18 protein-coding genes are annotated in these 14,788 nt (G+C 64.3%); 6 read left to right on the top strand and 12 right to left on the bottom strand.

Features of this window, described 5'->3' with window-relative positions; genetic code table 11:
- Position 1: 1 nt before the first annotated feature.
- Together kdpA and QY049_RS17250 are read right to left on the bottom strand one after the other, a co-directional pair.
- Complete coding sequence (gene kdpA, locus QY049_RS17255; protein ID WP_301269688.1) at positions 2-1,705, bottom strand: potassium-transporting ATPase subunit KdpA; 1,704 nt, start codon at positions 1,703-1,705, stop codon at positions 2-4.
- Between the two features lie 112 nt (positions 1,706-1,817).
- Positions 1,818-1,907 (bottom strand): K(+)-transporting ATPase subunit F, encoded by a 90-nt coding sequence (locus QY049_RS17250; RefSeq protein WP_035698142.1) that lies wholly within the window; start codon positions 1,905-1,907, stop codon positions 1,818-1,820.
- A gap of 620 nt (positions 1,908-2,527) precedes the next feature.
- Between QY049_RS17250 and QY049_RS17245 the strand changes: the two genes are divergently transcribed.
- Positions 2,528-2,995: a hypothetical protein gene (locus QY049_RS17245; protein WP_301269687.1), complete on the top strand. Its 468-nt coding sequence runs from the start codon at positions 2,528-2,530 to the stop codon at positions 2,993-2,995.
- 205 nt (positions 2,996-3,200) lie between these two features.
- Positions 3,201-3,392, top strand: a complete 192-nt coding sequence (locus tag QY049_RS17240) for a hypothetical protein (RefSeq protein ID WP_194479835.1) — start codon at positions 3,201-3,203, stop codon at positions 3,390-3,392.
- Here QY049_RS17240 and QY049_RS17235 read toward each other — a convergent pair.
- The gene (locus QY049_RS17235) at positions 3,383-3,793 is read right to left on the bottom strand and encodes a hypothetical protein (RefSeq protein WP_301269686.1); all 411 of its coding nucleotides are present in this window, start codon (positions 3,791-3,793) and stop codon (positions 3,383-3,385) included. The two genes, QY049_RS17240 and QY049_RS17235, sit on opposite strands and share 10 nt — an antisense overlap.
- Positions 3,794-3,873: 80 nt before the next feature.
- Between QY049_RS17235 and QY049_RS17230 the strand changes: the two genes are divergently transcribed.
- The 3 genes from QY049_RS17230 (at position 3,874) to QY049_RS17220 (ending at position 6,411) form a co-directional block, all read left to right on the top strand.
- Positions 3,874-4,002: a hypothetical protein gene (locus QY049_RS17230; protein WP_256442507.1), complete on the top strand. Its 129-nt coding sequence runs from the start codon at positions 3,874-3,876 to the stop codon at positions 4,000-4,002.
- Positions 4,003-4,173: 171 nt separating this feature from the next.
- Positions 4,174-4,809 (top strand): uracil phosphoribosyltransferase, encoded by a 636-nt coding sequence (gene upp, locus QY049_RS17225; protein ID WP_194479833.1) that lies wholly within the window; start codon positions 4,174-4,176, stop codon positions 4,807-4,809.
- Positions 4,810-4,842: 33 nt separating this feature from the next.
- Positions 4,843-6,411, top strand: a complete 1,569-nt coding sequence (locus tag QY049_RS17220; protein WP_301269685.1) for an AMP-binding protein — start codon at positions 4,843-4,845, stop codon at positions 6,409-6,411.
- Positions 6,412-6,418: 7 nt separating this feature from the next.
- On the opposite strand, the gene QY049_RS17215 is transcribed toward QY049_RS17220, so the two are convergent.
- The 9 genes from QY049_RS17215 to fliD all read right to left on the bottom strand — a co-directional run bounded on the left by QY049_RS17215 (position 6,419) and on the right by fliD (position 14,671).
- Entirely contained in the window at positions 6,419-7,330 is a 912-nt protein-coding gene (locus QY049_RS17215) for a flagellin (RefSeq protein WP_301269684.1), read from the bottom strand.
- Positions 7,331-7,346: 16 nt separating this feature from the next.
- Complete coding sequence (flgK, locus tag QY049_RS17210) at positions 7,347-9,122, bottom strand: flagellar hook-associated protein FlgK (protein WP_301269683.1); 1,776 nt, start codon at positions 9,120-9,122, stop codon at positions 7,347-7,349.
- A 19-nt stretch (positions 9,123-9,141) separates the two neighbouring features.
- Complete coding sequence (locus QY049_RS17205) at positions 9,142-9,615, bottom strand: flagellar protein FlgN (RefSeq protein WP_258765636.1); 474 nt, start codon at positions 9,613-9,615, stop codon at positions 9,142-9,144.
- A 9-nt stretch (positions 9,616-9,624) separates the two neighbouring features.
- The gene (locus QY049_RS17200) at positions 9,625-9,885 is read right to left on the bottom strand and encodes a hypothetical protein (protein ID WP_301269682.1); all 261 of its coding nucleotides are present in this window, start codon (positions 9,883-9,885) and stop codon (positions 9,625-9,627) included.
- A gap of 3 nt (positions 9,886-9,888) precedes the next feature.
- The gene (gene flgE / locus QY049_RS17195) at positions 9,889-11,154 is read right to left on the bottom strand and encodes a flagellar hook protein FlgE (RefSeq protein ID WP_258765634.1); all 1,266 of its coding nucleotides are present in this window, start codon (positions 11,152-11,154) and stop codon (positions 9,889-9,891) included.
- Between the two features lie 31 nt (positions 11,155-11,185).
- Positions 11,186-11,854 (bottom strand): flagellar hook assembly protein FlgD, encoded by a 669-nt coding sequence (locus QY049_RS17190; protein ID WP_194479826.1) that lies wholly within the window; start codon positions 11,852-11,854, stop codon positions 11,186-11,188.
- 310 nt (positions 11,855-12,164) lie between these two features.
- Positions 12,165-12,437, bottom strand: coding sequence for a hypothetical protein (locus QY049_RS17185; RefSeq protein WP_258765633.1), 273 nt, complete (start codon positions 12,435-12,437; stop codon positions 12,165-12,167).
- 171 nt (positions 12,438-12,608) lie between these two features.
- Complete coding sequence (gene fliS, locus QY049_RS17180; RefSeq protein ID WP_194479824.1) at positions 12,609-13,037, bottom strand: flagellar export chaperone FliS; 429 nt, start codon at positions 13,035-13,037, stop codon at positions 12,609-12,611.
- Entirely contained in the window at positions 13,037-14,671 is a 1,635-nt protein-coding gene (gene fliD, locus QY049_RS17175) for a flagellar filament capping protein FliD (RefSeq protein ID WP_301269681.1), read from the bottom strand. The genes fliS and fliD overlap by 1 nt, the downstream gene beginning before the upstream one ends.
- On the opposite strand from fliD, the gene QY049_RS17170 reads away from it, so the two are divergent.
- Positions 14,583-14,768, top strand: a complete 186-nt coding sequence (locus tag QY049_RS17170) for a hypothetical protein (RefSeq protein ID WP_258767130.1) — start codon at positions 14,583-14,585, stop codon at positions 14,766-14,768. The two genes, fliD and QY049_RS17170, sit on opposite strands and share 89 nt — an antisense overlap.
- Positions 14,769-14,788: the final 20 nt, after the last annotated feature.

The raw sequence follows: 14,788 nt of genomic DNA, 5'->3' as shown, positions 1-14,788 counted from the left end.
ATCAGAAGACGGTACCGGCGTTCATCGCGAGATGCTCGACGATCGGGCCGAGCGCGAGTGCCGGGAAGAAGGTGAGGCCGCCAATGATCAGGATCACGCCGACGACGAGACCGACGAACAGCCCGCCGGTGGTCGGGAACGTGCCCGTTGACGGCGGGATGGATTTCTTGGCGGCAAGCGAGCCCGCGATCGCCATCGCCGGAACGATCATGAAGAAGCGGCCGACGAACATCGCGCTCGCAAGTGTGAGGTTGTAGAAGAAGGTGTTGCCGGTGAGGCCTGCGAAGGCCGAGCCGTTGTTGCCGGTCGCCGATGTATAGGCATAGAGCACCTCGGTGAAACCGTGCGGGCCGGCATTGGCCATGGAGGCGACGGCCGGCGGATAGACCACGCCGACGGCGGTCCAGCCGAGGATCATCAGCGGCAGCACCAGGATCGCCAGCATCGCCATCTTCACCTCGCGCGCCTCGATCTTCTTGCCGACATATTCGGGGGTGCGGCCGACCATCAGACCGGCCACGAAGATCGCGAGAATGACGAACAGCAGCATGCCGTACATGCCCGCGCCGACGCCGCCGACGACGATCTCGCCGAGTTCGATGTTGATCAGCGGGATCATGCCGCCGAGCGCGGTAAAGCTGTCATGCATCGCGTTAACCGCGCCGCAGGAGGCGGCCGTGGTGATCACAGCGAACAGCGAGGACGCGACGATGCCGAAGCGGACTTCCTTGCCTTCCATGTTGCCGCCCGCGAGGCCGAGCGCCTGGAGCGTCGAGGTGCCGTTCGCTTCCGCCCAGTAGGTGACGGCCACGCCGGCGACGAACAGCACGCCCATCACGGCCAGGATGGCCCAGCCCTGGCGCTGGTTACCGACCATGCGGCCGAACACGTTGGTCAGCGCCGCACCCAGCGCGAAGATCGACAGCATTTGTACGAAGTTCGACAGCGCGGTCGGATTCTCGAAGGGGTGCGCGGCGTTGGCATTGAAGAAGCCACCGCCATTGGTGCCCAGCATCTTGATCGCGACTTGCGAGGCGACGGGGCCGACCGCGATAGTCTGCTTGGCGCCCTCGAGCGTGGTGGCCTCGACATAGTCTCCGAGCGTCTGCGGCATGCCTTGCGAGACCAGGAACAGCGTGTAGACGACACAGATCGGCAGCAGCACGTAGAGCGTGCATCGGGTGACGTCCACCCAGAAATTTCCGACCGTGCGTACCGACGCCCGCGCGAAGCCGCGGATCAGTGCAACGGCAAGCGCAATGCCCGTCGCCGCCGACAGGAAATTCTGATGTGTCAGGCCGACCATCTGCACCAGATAAGACAGCGTGCTTTCACCACCGTAATTCTGCCAGTTGGTGTTCGTGATGAAGGAGATCGCGGTGTTGAATGAAAGATCTTCCGCCACAGCGACCTGCCCGGCCGGATTGAAAGGCAGCAGCGCCTGCAAGCGCATCACGCCGTAGATGATGAGGAAGCCGCCGACATGGAACAGCAGCATGGAAACCGTATAGGTCAGCCAATGCTGCTCGCGCTTCTCGTCGACGCCTGAGATCCAGTAGATGCCGGCCTCGATGGGACGCAGCACCGGCGAGAGGAACGTCTTTTCGCCATTGAACACGCGCGTCATGTACCAGCCGAGCGGCTTGGCGAGCGCGACGATGATCGCACAATAGAGAATGATCTGGAGCCAACCGATCATGGTCATGGAATCAACCCTTCAGGCTCGGTGTCCGGCGCAACAGCGGCAGGAGCACCACAAGCAGGCAGCCGACGAGCGCAACGTCCGCCAGCAGCAGTTCGACAAGCAGCAGCACGGCTCAGAATCGTTCCGGCCGCAGCAACGCATAGGTGAGGTAGATCAGGAGGCCGAACGAGACGGCACCGGCGAGCGCATAGTCGAAGATCATGGTGCGCTCCTTCACAACCGCTCGCAGGCGTAAGTGTAGCCGATCGCCAGCGCGAAGAACGCCGCAGCCAGCGCCAGCATGAGAATGTCCATCATGGGATGCTCCTCGTTGCGTCCCTATGCCGGGAGCAACTCTTTCTCGTGGACCCGGCGGCATCGACGAAAAGCGAAACCCGACGCATTTCCGTTAGCCAGACGGGACTTTTGACTGTGCTGAAGTGACACCATGAGCATATGTTTTCGAGACGAGGGTTCTGGCGAAGTTATAGGAATCTCATAAAGGGCCGGGCGGCAGGTGCGATCGAAACAAGTCGGCGCGCCCACCCCCGCTGTACTCCCCGGACAAGCGAAGCGCAGATCCGGGATCCATAACCCCAGGGAGGAGTTTGGCGATGACTCGCGGTCATCGATTTCACTCCGCGACGTCCCCCGGGGGTTATGGATCCCGCCTTCGCGGGGATGACGGCGGAGGGGTTGGCAACAGGATCGTGCTCCTCAGCGAATCCCACCTTTATGAAATTCCTATATCTCCCAGCCCCGCTTCATCTCGTTTTCCAATGCCCCTCCCGCCATCCTGAAGAGGCCGGCCGACTGACCGACGCCACTTCCAGGAGGCCTGACATGACCGTCGCTTTCCGACCTTACGATTCCCCCTCCCTCAGCGACCGCCTGCGCAATGCGCAAGGCATGACCGGTCCGCTGATGCGCGAAATCATTGACAAGGCCTGCCGGCGAATCCCCTCGCTCCGTCAAAGCGAGCGCACCGCCCGCCTGACCCAGCTGATCGATGCAGAGGCCTGGACCGATGCCGCCTTGGCATTGATGGAGCTCGAGCTGCCGCTGTGGCACGTCCGCCGCATCGCCTATGACGAAGGCGAATGGCACTGCGCGCTGTCGCGTGAACGCGAACTGCCGGATTGGCTCGATGCCGCGGTCGAGGGATGCCACGGCGACCTCGCGATCGCGCTGCTGTCGGCGTTCGTGGAGGTCCAGGCACTGGCCGTCGAAACCTCGCGGCCGAGCGTTCCCAGCGTGCGTCCTGCCCCGGATGCGCTCTATGAGCCGGTGGCCTGCGAGAATATCGGCTGAGCTGATCGCGAGCTTGTGGGCGATGCCCGGCTGAACTCGCGCGGCGCGCTGAAGCGGCCGGCGCGGATTCCATCATGGACCGCGCCTTTATGGCGCTCCTATATGACAGCAGCCTCGCCCATCTCGCAATCCTACGCCGCGATGCCCATCATGGAAGCCAGATTGGAGCGACCGTCTCGTCGCTCCGCGGATAAGGACTTCCGACATGTCGATGCTGACACAGGGCTTTGAGCGATCCCTCAACTGGGCCGAACGCCCGGCGCGAATCTCCATGGAGCGCAAGGCCCGGCTCAAGCGCGTCGCCTTGCGCATGCTTGCGGTGCTCACGATGGGCAGCGTGCTGACTGCCCTGATCGCGCTGAAGACCGCGATCTATATCTGGCACCTTCACGCCTGAGCGCTGTCATGACCTTGCAAATGTGTGAGGAGGCCGCAATGGCCGCGATTGCTCTTCAAGCCGCACATCGCCAGCCCCGCCAGCCGCCTGTGGCGGAGGTCAAGCCGCTCGACCCCGATGTGATCAGCGCCGCCATTCCGGCCTTCTTCATCGGCCGCAACACGGCCGACTTCTGGGTCGCGCGCGAGGCGCGCGGCCGCATCGGCGGCCTGTTTCTGTTCAAGAGATCGGCCGTCGATTTCGCCAACCGCCAGAGCGCGCCGGCGCGCACTGGTGTTTCCCACCGAGACCTTCGAGCTCGACCTCGAGAATCGCGGCAATCCGCTGATCAGTCTGGCAGCGCAGGCCAGGAGGCTCGTGGCACGCCTCGCCGCGAGGTAGTGCGGAATGATCGAGCTCAAGATTGCCATCCTGGTGGCGTTGATGGGCGCATTGTTGCTCGGCGTGCGGCTTGCGGCGGCACCCACTTCGGATAGCTAGAATGCCGTTTCTCAAAGGACATCTCGAGCACGCGGTCACCACGACCATCCTGACCATGACGCTGAGCCTGATCTGGGGTGCGGTTCTGACGATCGTGATCACGCTCGCCGCGCGCGGCCTCGGGGTCTAGTTCTTCCCCGATCGCTCCCGCGCGATCGACCGCGAATTGATCACCGCTGCCCAGGAGGCGAGCAACCGGGCACGCACGACGATTGCGATGCCTGGATAGGCCGGCCCGCCCCTTGCGGAAAACGTCCGGGCGATCTGGCGCAGTTTTGCGGAACCGTGCTAGATCGGCTGCATGAGCATGAGCAGCGTGAACGTCGTCGCCCACCCCCTGGTCCAGCACAAGCTTTCCCTGATGCGGGAGAAGGACCGCTCGACCAAGAGCTTTCGCGAGATCCTGAACGAGATCGGGATGCTGCTCGGCTACGAGGTGACGCGCGATCTGCCGCTCGAGCTGGTCGAGATCGAGACGCCGATCTCGCCGATGCGGGCGCCGAAGATCGCCGGCAAGAAGCTCACGCTGGCGCCGATCCTGCGCGCCGGCGTCGGCTTCCTCGACGGCATGCTGGCGCTGATGCCTTCGGCCCGCATCGCCCATATCGGGCTCTACCGGGACCCCGAGACGTTGCAGGCCGTGGAATATTACTTCAAGGCCCCGCAGGACCTGTCCGACCGTACCGTGATCCTGATGGACCCGATGCTGGCAACCGGCAATTCAGCCTGCGCCGGCGCCTCCCTGCTCAAGGACCGCGGCGCCCGCGACATCCGCTTCGTCTGCCTTTTGGCGGCGCCCGAAGGCATCGCGCAGTTTCAGAGCGAGCATCCCGATGTGCCGATCTGGACCGCCGCGATCGATGAGCGGCTCAACGATCACGGCTACATCGTGCCGGGTCTTGGCGACGCCGGCGACCGGATGTTCGGCACCAAGTAGACAGGTTTGCGCGATCGGGCTACTCCGGTTGCCATGCACGCCGACGATGTTTCATTGCAATCGCTGATTGGATCGGAGAGCCCCACCGATCCCGTCCTCGTGTTCGACGGCAGGCCCGTCTCGCGCGCGGAGTTTTCGCGAAAGGTCGGGCAGACCACGGCGTGGCTTGCGGCGCAGGGGATCGGCAAGGGCGACGTCGTCGCGGTCTGGCTGGTCAACCGGGTCGAATGGATCGCGCTGCTGTTTGCCGCCGCCCGGTTGGGTGCGATCGTCGCCGCCGTCAACACGCGCTACCGCAGCGCGGAGGTGGCACATCTCCTGAAGTTGTCCGGCGCCAAACTGCTGGTGGTCGAGGCGGCATTCCGCTCGATCGATTTCGCGTCCATCCTCGCCGGCATCGGCAAGGACGAAGTGCCCGCTCTGCAAAAGCTCGCGGTGGTTGGCGCGGATGCGATCCCCGCGCAATGGCCCTGCGTGCGCTTCGATGCCTTCGACAAGCCCTACCCGCCGGCCCCAACCCAGGATGATATCGACCTGCCCGTGCTGCTCTACACGACGTCGGGCACCACCAAAGGACCAAAGCTGGTCGCGCATTCGCAGCGGACGCTGGCGAGCCACGCCAGAGCCGTGGCCGGAGCGCTACAGCTCTCACAGCAGCGTCACTCGCTGTTGGCGATGCTGCCGTTCTGCGGCACTTTTGGCATGACGAGTCTGCTCGGTTTCATCGCTAGCGGTGCAACCGTCCACGTGCTTGACGCCTTCGAGGCGACGCCGGCGCTGAAGATCCTCAGCGAGCGCAAGATCACGCATTCCTTCGGCTCCGACGAGATGTTTCGCCGTATCCTTGCGCTGACCGACGTGCCACGGCCGTTCCCGCAGCTCGAAGTCTGTGGCTTTGCCGCGTTCCAGCCCGGCTGGCGTGAGCTGGCCGCAGAGGCCGAGTCGCGCGGCCTGCCGCTGTTCGGTCTCTACGGCTCCAGCGAGGTGCAGGCGCTGTTCTCGATCGCCCGCCCCGGCGACGCCTTCGCCGACCGCATCGAGGGCGGCGGTTGGCCGATGTCGCCAGACGCAAAGGTCCGCGTGCGCGACACCGAGACCGGCGCGCTTGCCGCGCCCGGCGTCTCCGGCGAAATCGAGATCAGCGCGCCGTCGCGCTTTCTCGGCTATTTCAACAACCCGGATGCGACGCGCGATGCGATCACCACCGACGGCTTCTTCCGCACCGGCGATATCGGCCGTATCCGCGGTGGCGCCTTCGTTTACGAAACCCGCGCCGGCGACGCCATGCGGCTCGGCGGCTTCCTGGTTGCGCCCGGCGAGATCGAGGATGAACTCAAATCATGCGACGGCGTCGCCGATGCCCAGGTCGTCGCGGTCGATCTGAAGGGCCAGGCCCGCTGCGTCGCTTTCGTGATCCCGGCGAAAACTTCGCCGCAGCAGGATATGCTGACGGCACGCCTGCGCGAGCGGATCGCCGGCTACAAGGTTCCGGCACGGATCTATGTCGTGGACTCCTTCCCGGTCACCGACAGCGCCAACGGCGTCAAGATCCAGCGCGCAAAGCTCCGCGCCATGGCGATGGAGCGGATCGCCGCCGAATAGGCCTCGCTTATTTCAGATAGCTCGCGAGATTCATGCTGAGAATCTTGGACATCGCCGAATAGGACGCGGTGAGCTGCGCCTGATAGGTCGAGAGCTGCGCGGTGATGGCGGCGACGTCGACGCCGGTGAGATCGTTCGACAGGCTCTCGGCGTAGCTCTTGTAGTCGGTCTGGCGCGCGCTCGCCGTCTCGATCGAGGACGCCGAGCTGGACAGCCTTGCCTGCACCGCCGCGGTATCGTCGAGCGCCGTGCCGGCGAGATCGAGCGCGCTGGAGATGTCCGAGGACGACAGCGAGGTGCTGTTGGCCACGAACTTCAGCACCCGCATCACCTCCTCGAACGCAGAGTTGTCGGCACTGACGCCATACGAGACGGTGTTGTCGGTGGCGACGCGCACCGAGGCGATCTCGTCGTCGCCCTGATAGTAGCTGGTATCTGCCGTGGTCGTGGAGCCCGTGCCTGACGAGAAGCTGGTCAGGTCGACCGGCGCCGTATCGGTCTTGCCGCCGGCAAAGACATACTGGCCGTCATACTGCGTGTTCATCAGCGAGCCCATTTCCTGAAGCATCTGCTGGGCGGAGGAGATCACCGAGGTCGTCTCGGTCGAGCTTCCGGTCGAGGCGGCGCTGAGCTGGGAGCGGAGCTGGGTGATGATGTCGGTCATCGAGCCGACGGCAGAATACATCACCTGGACCTTGCTGTCGGCGAGCGTCGCCGCATCGATATAGGACTGCGCGCGCGTCACCGAGACCTGGAGATTCACGACATGCTGCGCGTTCGAGCCGTAGCCGCCGAAATCGGTCGAGACGACGCCCGAGGATTCCTGGACCTGCTCGTTGGCCATGACCGATTCCACGCGCATCGCGTCGGCGATCATCTTGCTCGACTGGGCGAAGGTGGCGATCCGCATCGCGACCATGGGCCGGCTCCCCGCCTTACGACGACTGCACGGCGGTGATGAGCGCCGAGTACATCGAGTTGATCGCCGAGATCAGCGCGGAGGCCGCCGAATACTGGTTCTGGAGCGTGCTCAGATTGGCCGATTCCTCGTCGAGGTTGACGCCCGACTGCGACGACAGCGAGCTCGCATAGGTCGATTGCGCGGTCTCCCTGGCGGTGTAATTGGTCGTCGCCTGCGAGGATTTGCTCGCGACGTCCGCCACGATGGCGGAGGCGTAGTCGGCGAAGGAGCCGGTGGTGGCTGCGAGCCCGCCGGTGGACGAAAACGTCCGGGACGCCGTCAATGCGCTGTAGAACGAATTGACCACCGTCGCCGACCCCGACGTCAGCACGCTGCTGCCGACCGTGAGGCTCGACGAGGAGTCCAGCGTGGCGAGCTGCAGCTCGTTGGTGCCGGACAGGATGCTGCTGTTGACCGCGATATCCGACGCGCTGGTTCCGGTCACGAGGTCGTTGAGGCCGAAATAGTTCGAAAATCCTTCGCTCGAACTTCCAACCGAGCTCGTCATCTCGTTGATGGCGACGCCATTGCCCGAGCCGGTCGCGGTGATCGAGAGATGACCATCGGAATCGATCGACGCCGACATCCCGGAAATGCCGTTGATGGCAGTGACGAGATCGCCAACCGTCGAATAGGACGACAGGTCGAGATCGCTGTAGGAGACAAGGTTGCCGCTCTGGTCGGTGACGGCAAGGCGTACCGTGCCGGTGGCCGATAGCGCCGTGCTGCTGGTGACGCTGGTCGTCCCGGTCAGGGTTGTCGGCGCCGGCACCGAGGAGGCGCTGTTCGAGACGGTGTTGACCGCGGAGGCGAGTTGCGTCGCGAGCTGATCGAGCTGGGACTGTGCCGCCGGCAGGGTCTTGTCTCGGAGCGTGATCAGCCCGCCGATGCTCCCGCCAGTGATCTGCGAGGTGACGTCGACGCCGTTCACCGTGATCGCGCTGAAGCCGCTCGACGACGAGCCGGTCGTATAGGTCGTCGACGACGACACATTGGCAGCCGCCGTATAGCTGATCTTGTGCGCGGAACTGTCGACCAGCGCCTGCCCGGTCGTGGTGTAGACCTGGAGATCGCCGTTCGACGCGGTGTAGTAGCTGATGTTCATCTTGGAGGCGACGTCCTGCAGCGCGGTGTTGCGCTGGTCCTCCAGGTCGGCCGTCGACTGGCCGGCCGCCGCCGTCTGCTTGATCTCGGCGTTCAGGTCCGCGATGCTCTGCAAGTCCGTGTTGACGTCGTCGATCGAGGACGCGATGTCCTGGTCGGCATTGGCGCGGAGCTTCTGGATCCCGCTCGATGTGTCCCGCAATTGACTCGTGACATCGTCGAGCGCGCTGACGACGTTGGATTGCAGCGAGGCGCTGCTCGGCGTGCTCGCCAGCGACGACAGCGCCGATTCCAGTGAAGCGATGCTGTTCGCGAGGGAGGTTCCGGTCGACGAGCTGTCGGTGCTGCTGGTCGAGCCATAGAGCTTCTCCAGCGAGGTCAGGTAGGTGTTGGTCGTGTCGGCCGAGCCGAGATCGGAATCGGCACTGACCAGCGACTTCAGCAGCAGCTTGTCGACCGTCGAGGTGATGCCCGTCACCGTTACGCCGGTGCCTACGCCGTTGGTGACGCTGCTCGACTGGTTCGCGGTCTTCTTGGTATAGCCCGTCGTGTCCGCGTTCGAGATGTTCGACGACGTCACGCTGATCTGCACCGACGTGGACGACAGGCCGCTGAAGGCGATCGATCGTGCGATATCGAGCGACACGGCTTGCCTCCCCTGTTCGTCAGGCGCTGCGGCTGGTGCCGCTGGAGACGGCACGCGCGGCAACGCGGCCGGAGGCGCCATAGGGCGACACCGCGGCGATCTGCTCGCGGATCGCCTGCATGACCGCCTCGATCCGGCGGTTGCTGGCCTCGATCGCCGCGCGCAGGCGAACGAGGTTCTCGTCCATCGCCGCGCGCAGTTTCAGGATCCGGTCCAGGAGCTGCTCGCGCAGGATCCGGTCCCGCACGTTCAGGGTGTTCGTGCCGCCCGCGCATTCGGCGACGGTCCGCTCGAAAATCTCGGCCAGGCGGTTCTTCTCGTCGACCTGCTTGAGGCGCGAGGCCGGCAGGCCCTTGGCAAGTTCGGCGTTCTCCTCAGCGACCAGCGCGATCAGGACGTCGATCAGTCCGATCAGCGACTTGATCCGTGCATCGCCGTTTGCAGCACCGGCTCTGGTGGCTTGGCTATTGGCTTGGGCTACACTCATGGTCATCGCCTTCTTCTAACTATGCCGTTTGCCGCGATGGACTTGCGCGTTGCGCAAGTAAGCGCCGATCGCGGTCGTCCTGACGCTCGCCCGTCTCATCTCGCCCTCGACTTCTGCGCATTCCTTCAACAGCGCGCGGCGCGTCGTTTCGAGATCGTCGAGCAGCGCAAGGAGCTGCTTGTGGTCGGTTTCCTTGACGGCTCCGGCCCGTGCCACCAGCCGTCGCAGCCGGCGCAGCAGCGCCTCTCCGGCGACCTTGGCCTCCTCGCTGCGCATCGCTCACCTCATCGCCGAGATCAGGGTGTCGTACATCTTGTTGACGGTGGAGATGACCTGCGACGCGGCCGAATAGGCCTGCTGCGCCGAGATCATGCTGGAGAACTGGCTTGAGGTGTCGGTGGTGGAGGATTCCAGCTCGCTGCCGTAGATCGTGCCGGCGCCGTTCTCGCCGGAGGCCTGCAGCGAGGCATTGCCCGATGCCACCGTCGCGGAATAGAGGCCGTCGCTGGCGGCGGACAGTCCGGTGGGATCGGCAAAGGTCGCCACCGCGATCTTGTAGATCGCGATGGTCTGGCCGTTGGAATAGGTGGCGTCGACGATGCCGTTCTTGCCGATCGAGATGCTGGACAGCTTGCCGTAGGACAGGCCGTCGGACGAGATGCTGGTGACGTTGACGGTCGGCGTCGTCTCGCCCGAGGCGTATTGCGTCAAGCCGTCGGTGCCTCCGGCCGTGCCGAGATTCATCGTGATCGTGCTGTCGGCCGCACCGTCGGTCCAGCCCGTGACCGAGACGGTCGCAGGGCTCGGACTGGTGCTGGCGAGCGAGCCGTCGCTGTTGAAGGTGATATCGACCGTGCCCGAAGCCGTGCCGGTCGCGGTCGTGGTGTCCGAAGTCGAGGTCGGGTCGGCGAAGCTTGCGCTCCAGGTGTTGGTCCCGGTCTTGGTCCAGGTCACCTGCATCGAATTCGCTGCACCGAGCGAGTCGTACACGGTCATCGAGCTGGTATAGGTGTCGCCGGTCGCGGCATCCGACGGCAGGTTCGCCGCGATCGTCGTCTTGGTGGTGGCGCTGCCACTGGTCGAAGCGACCTCGGTGTTGATGGCTTCGAGATTGCTCGCCGATTCATTGCCGACGACGTTGCCGTCCGCATCGGTGCGCCAGCCCTCGAGGTAGCTGCCGTTGTTCTCGAGGTAGCCTGCGTTGTCGGTCGAGAAGGCGCCATTGCGGGTGTAGGAGACGGTTCCGCCCGACGTGGCGCTGGTCACGACGAAGAAGCCCGAGCCCTGGATCGCGACGTCGGTGGCGTTGGAGGTCGAGGCCAGCAGGCCCTGCTGGGTGATGTTGGCCCGGCCCGAGACGGTGACGCCGCCCGAGGCGTAGGACGTCGTATTGCTCGATGCGGTGACGAGATCGTCGAACATCGCCGACGTCGTCTTGTAGCCCGTCGTGGAGGAGTTGGCGATGTTGTCGCTGATCATCGACAGCGACTGGCTCTGCGCACTGAGCGCGGAGATCGCCGAGGAAAGTGCACCGGTGAGACTCATGATGAAACTCCGAGAAGATCAGGACGTTGGATCAGGACGTGACGCCGATGATGTCGGCAGCGCTGACGGAGACGCCGTTCACGGTCAGCGAGGGCGTGGACGTCGAGGTGTCGATGCCGGTCACGGTCCCGGTGACGGTCGTGTAGTTGAGGACCGAGTTGCCGGCGGAATCCGTCGCGGTCACCGAGATGGTGTACTGGCCGCCGTCGGAAAGCTGGGTGCCGCTGGAATTCTTGCCGTCCCAGGTGAAGCTGTTGGACCCGGCATTGCCGGTGCCGGTGCCGGTGTAGACGGTGTTGCCCGAGGAGTCCTTGACGGTAATGGAGACATCGGAGGCGGCCGACGACAACGAGTAACCGAACGTCGCCGAACCGTTCGTCAGCGTCGACGTGTCGGTCTTCGCCTCGACGGTGTGACCGATATAGTTGACCGAATTGAGCGTCACGAGGCTCGAGAACGAGCTGGAGAGCGAACTCAGGTTCGAGTTGATCGACTGCTGCTGGCTGAAATTCGCGTAAGAGGTGAGCTGATTGATGAAGTCGGTGGTCGAGGTCGCGTTCAGCGGATCCTGGTTCTGAAGCTCGCTGACCAGCAGACTGAGAAAATCGCTAGATGTCAGCGTCGAACTGGACGACGTGCTCGACGAGGACGACGTCGTCGTGGTCGACGTCGTTGCAGAACTCGTTGCGGAAACAGTCATCAGGAACTCCGGCTTTCCCGCGCAGCCGGCGACAGCGATGTCGGTCAGCGCGCTTGAAATCTGTGTGCTGATGAAACGCGTGGGCGCGTGGATTCAGGCGCGGATTCGCCGCTGCAAAGATCGCTTTCGATAAGGCAGAATCTGCCGGGTGGAAGCGCGTGCAGCGCTTCCACTGCGTCATGGCCGGGCCACACACTTGTCCCGGCCATCCGCGGGATGCTCGCAATCTCAAGAACGTGGATGCCCGGGACAAGCCCGGGCGTGACGATCTCCTGGAGCAGGTGGGGATACGAAAAATCAGAAGAGCCGTTCAGCTCTCCGCCGTCTCGCCCTCGGTGCGCGGCTCGGCGGTATCGCTCTTCATCTTCGCCGCCGCGGCGGCGATGCGGTCGGCAAGGCCGGCGGGTGCCCGGACCGGGGGAGCGGCAAGCGCGCGGCGCAAGACCCGCATCTCTTCCAGCGAGGCCTGAGCGGCCGAGGAATGCTTCAGCAGCTCTTCAGCAGGCAAGCGTCGATCGTCGGGCCAGCGCGAGAGATCCTCGCCCAGCTGGTCGATCAGTTCCTCAAACTCGGTGACGTCCATCGCCCGCCGATCCCGCCTCGGTCAGGCCCGTCATAAAGCATCGCAGCTGCGGCGGAAACCGATTTCCGGCGGCTTCGCGCGCCAAAACTGCCCGGACCACTACGGAAAGTGGCCCAAACTCCCGGACAGAGGATCGCCGGGACGATTGCGCGGCCCGGATGCGAACGCCTTTCAGCCCGTACGGGTCGAATCGGCCGGCGCAGGTTTGGCGCCGCGAACCGTCGCATCGACATGCTCCCAGGCCTCCCGCAACTCGGTCACGGCAGCGATGATCCGCCGAAAACTCTCGCGCGCATGCGGCCGGCCGAACGCCTTGTGGCTCGCCACGATCAGGATGTTGTAGGTCTGGAACAACCGCTCGGCCACCGCCCCGCCCCTGGCGAAGTCGAGATTGTGGCTGAGTCCGCGCAGGATCGCGGTCGCCTTCAGCAGGAGGTCGTGCGCCTCCTCGAAGCGCCGCGCTTCCTGCGCGGCCAGCGACTTCTGGAGGAAGGTAATCGCTCCAGCCAGCAGCATCGAGACCGCCTTCAGTGGCGGCACACTGGTGGCCGCGCCCCGATAGGCCTGATTGGCCATGTACGCCATCGGATTATGCATCATCAACTACTCGAGCTGGAGTTAAGCAGGGCCTTGAGATAGGTGAGCGTGTTGTTCGCGCTCGTGATCGCAGCCTGGTAATTCGCGTATTGGGTCTGGAGTTGCGTCTGGTAGGCGGACGCGGCGCTTTCGATGTCATCGACCTTCTGCTGAAGTTCGGTGTCGCGATCGGTCAGGTTCGTGATCAGCGTCTGCAGTGAGCCGGTGCTCGACGAATAGGTCTTGGACAGCTGATAGAGCTGCGTGGCGATGCCGGAGGTCGAGGTCACCGTGATCGACTGCGACGTCGATCCCGAATAGGAGAAGGCCATGCCTGCATAGGCCGTTCCGGCCGCACCGATGATCGTGGTGCCGCTCACCGTGAACAGCGAGGAATCGCCGCCGACCGAGGCCGAGGTGAGGTTTCCGGACGAATCCACTGCGAGGTCGAGTGTGAAGGATTGCGGCGACGTGCCGGTGTTGACGACGCTGAGCTGGCTCGACGATGTCTTGGTTTGCGCCGACAGCAGCGTGGTGACGCCGCTCAAGTTCGTGCTGAGGACGTTCGAGAGCGTCGAGGTGTCGAGCTCGAGCTCGTTCTTCTCGTTGAAGGACAGGCCGAGGTCCGCCATGGTGAGGCCGCCCACGGTGCTGTTGAGCGCATTCTGAAGCGAATCCATGATGTCGCGCATCGTGCCGTCGCCGAACAGCACCGCGCTCGAATCCGCGGTGCCGTCCGAAGCCGTCGCCTGCTGCGCGATCACCGCATCGCGGAACGTGTTGTAGTTGGTGACGAGGTTCTCGACCGCCGTCTCGATCTGGCTGGTGTCGGGCTCGATGCTGATGCTGAGCGATGTCCCGCTGGGCGTCGCCTGGAGCAGGTTGAAGGTCACGCCTGTCAGCACGTCGGTGATGTCGTTGGTATCTCGCGTCATCGAGATGCCGTCGAGGGAAAATTCCGCCGCCTGCGAGGTCTGCAGCACGTCGGCAAAGGCACCCGTGCTGTCGGTCACGCCGAGCTCGTTCAGGATGTCATCGCCGGATGTGCTTGAATAGCTGATGTCGGCGGCATCCTCGGTGCCCGACAGCACCATCTCGTACGACCCGCTCGACACCTGGACGATCGAGGCCTGCACATTGGTGGTCGAGGTCTGGGCGTTGATGGCGTCGACGACGTCCTGCAGCGACATCGTGATGGTTACGTCGATACTGGCGGTACTGCCGCTGCCGAGGCCAAGCGAGAACGTGCCGGAATAGCCGAGCGCGCTGGTCTCGCTCGACTGCGAAGTGCCAACCACCTTCTGCGCAGTCGCGACCTGGCTGATGGTCAGCGTGTGGTCCCCGGTCGCCGCGCCGTTGCTGACGGACATCGAGAGCGCGGAGGACGCGCCGACGTCGCCGCTCGAGCTGATGGTCGCCGAGCGCGTGGCGAAGACGTTGGTGGCGAGCGAATTGACGACGGCCGTCGCGAGCGATGACAGGCCGCTGGAGAGCGTGGAAAGGTCGGTCTGGAGCGTCTGATAGGCCGAGATCTTGGCCTCGTTGTTGGTGATCGAGGTCGAGATCGTGGTGGCCGCCGTCAGCTTGGCGTTCACCGCCGCCGTGATCAGCGCGCTCCAGTCCACACTGGTCGATGTCGTGGTGCCGGTCGTAGTCACCGACGACGCGCTCGACGTGCTCGAGCTGGCGGTCGACGTGCTGCTGGTGCTGGAACTGACTGACGTCACTGTGCTGCCCGATCCTTCCCCCGGGTGAACCGGGCCGGCGTCAAGCCG

It is taken from the genome of Bradyrhizobium sp. WYCCWR 13022 (assembly GCF_030435535.1).
In the GTDB taxonomy this organism is placed as follows: Bacteria; Pseudomonadota; Alphaproteobacteria; order Rhizobiales; family Xanthobacteraceae; genus Bradyrhizobium.
The sequence above is the reverse complement of the archived record's forward strand: the minus strand, read 5'-3'. Positions and strand labels throughout refer to the sequence as shown.

What these genes read in the sequence shown, in the direction of transcription:
- kdpA (WP_301269688.1), bottom strand. Translation starts at nt 1,705, where the DNA reads ATGACCATGATCGGTTGGCTCCAGATCATTCTCTATTGTGCGATCATC.
- QY049_RS17250 (WP_035698142.1), bottom strand. Translation starts at nt 1,907, where the DNA reads ATGATCTTCGACTATGCGCTCGCCGGTGCCGTCTCGTTCGGCCTCCTG.
- QY049_RS17245 (WP_301269687.1), top strand. Translation starts at nt 2,528, where the DNA reads ATGACCGTCGCTTTCCGACCTTACGATTCCCCCTCCCTCAGCGACCGC.
- QY049_RS17240 (WP_194479835.1), top strand. Translation starts at nt 3,201, where the DNA reads ATGTCGATGCTGACACAGGGCTTTGAGCGATCCCTCAACTGGGCCGAA.
- QY049_RS17230 (WP_256442507.1), top strand. Translation starts at nt 3,874, where the DNA reads ATGCCGTTTCTCAAAGGACATCTCGAGCACGCGGTCACCACGACCATC.
- upp (WP_194479833.1), top strand. Translation starts at nt 4,174, where the DNA reads ATGAGCATGAGCAGCGTGAACGTCGTCGCCCACCCCCTGGTCCAGCAC.
- QY049_RS17220 (WP_301269685.1), top strand. Translation starts at nt 4,843, where the DNA reads ATGCACGCCGACGATGTTTCATTGCAATCGCTGATTGGATCGGAGAGC.
- QY049_RS17215 (WP_301269684.1), bottom strand. Translation starts at nt 7,330, where the DNA reads ATGGTCGCGATGCGGATCGCCACCTTCGCCCAGTCGAGCAAGATGATC.
- QY049_RS17205 (WP_258765636.1), bottom strand. Translation starts at nt 9,615, where the DNA reads ATGACCATGAGTGTAGCCCAAGCCAATAGCCAAGCCACCAGAGCCGGT.
- QY049_RS17200 (WP_301269682.1), bottom strand. Translation starts at nt 9,885, where the DNA reads ATGCGCAGCGAGGAGGCCAAGGTCGCCGGAGAGGCGCTGCTGCGCCGG.
- flgE (WP_258765634.1), bottom strand. Translation starts at nt 11,154, where the DNA reads ATGAGTCTCACCGGTGCACTTTCCTCGGCGATCTCCGCGCTCAGTGCG.
- QY049_RS17190 (WP_194479826.1), bottom strand. Translation starts at nt 11,854, where the DNA reads ATGACTGTTTCCGCAACGAGTTCTGCAACGACGTCGACCACGACGACG.
- QY049_RS17185 (WP_258765633.1), bottom strand. Translation starts at nt 12,437, where the DNA reads ATGGACGTCACCGAGTTTGAGGAACTGATCGACCAGCTGGGCGAGGAT.
- fliS (WP_194479824.1), bottom strand. Translation starts at nt 13,037, where the DNA reads ATGATGCATAATCCGATGGCGTACATGGCCAATCAGGCCTATCGGGGC.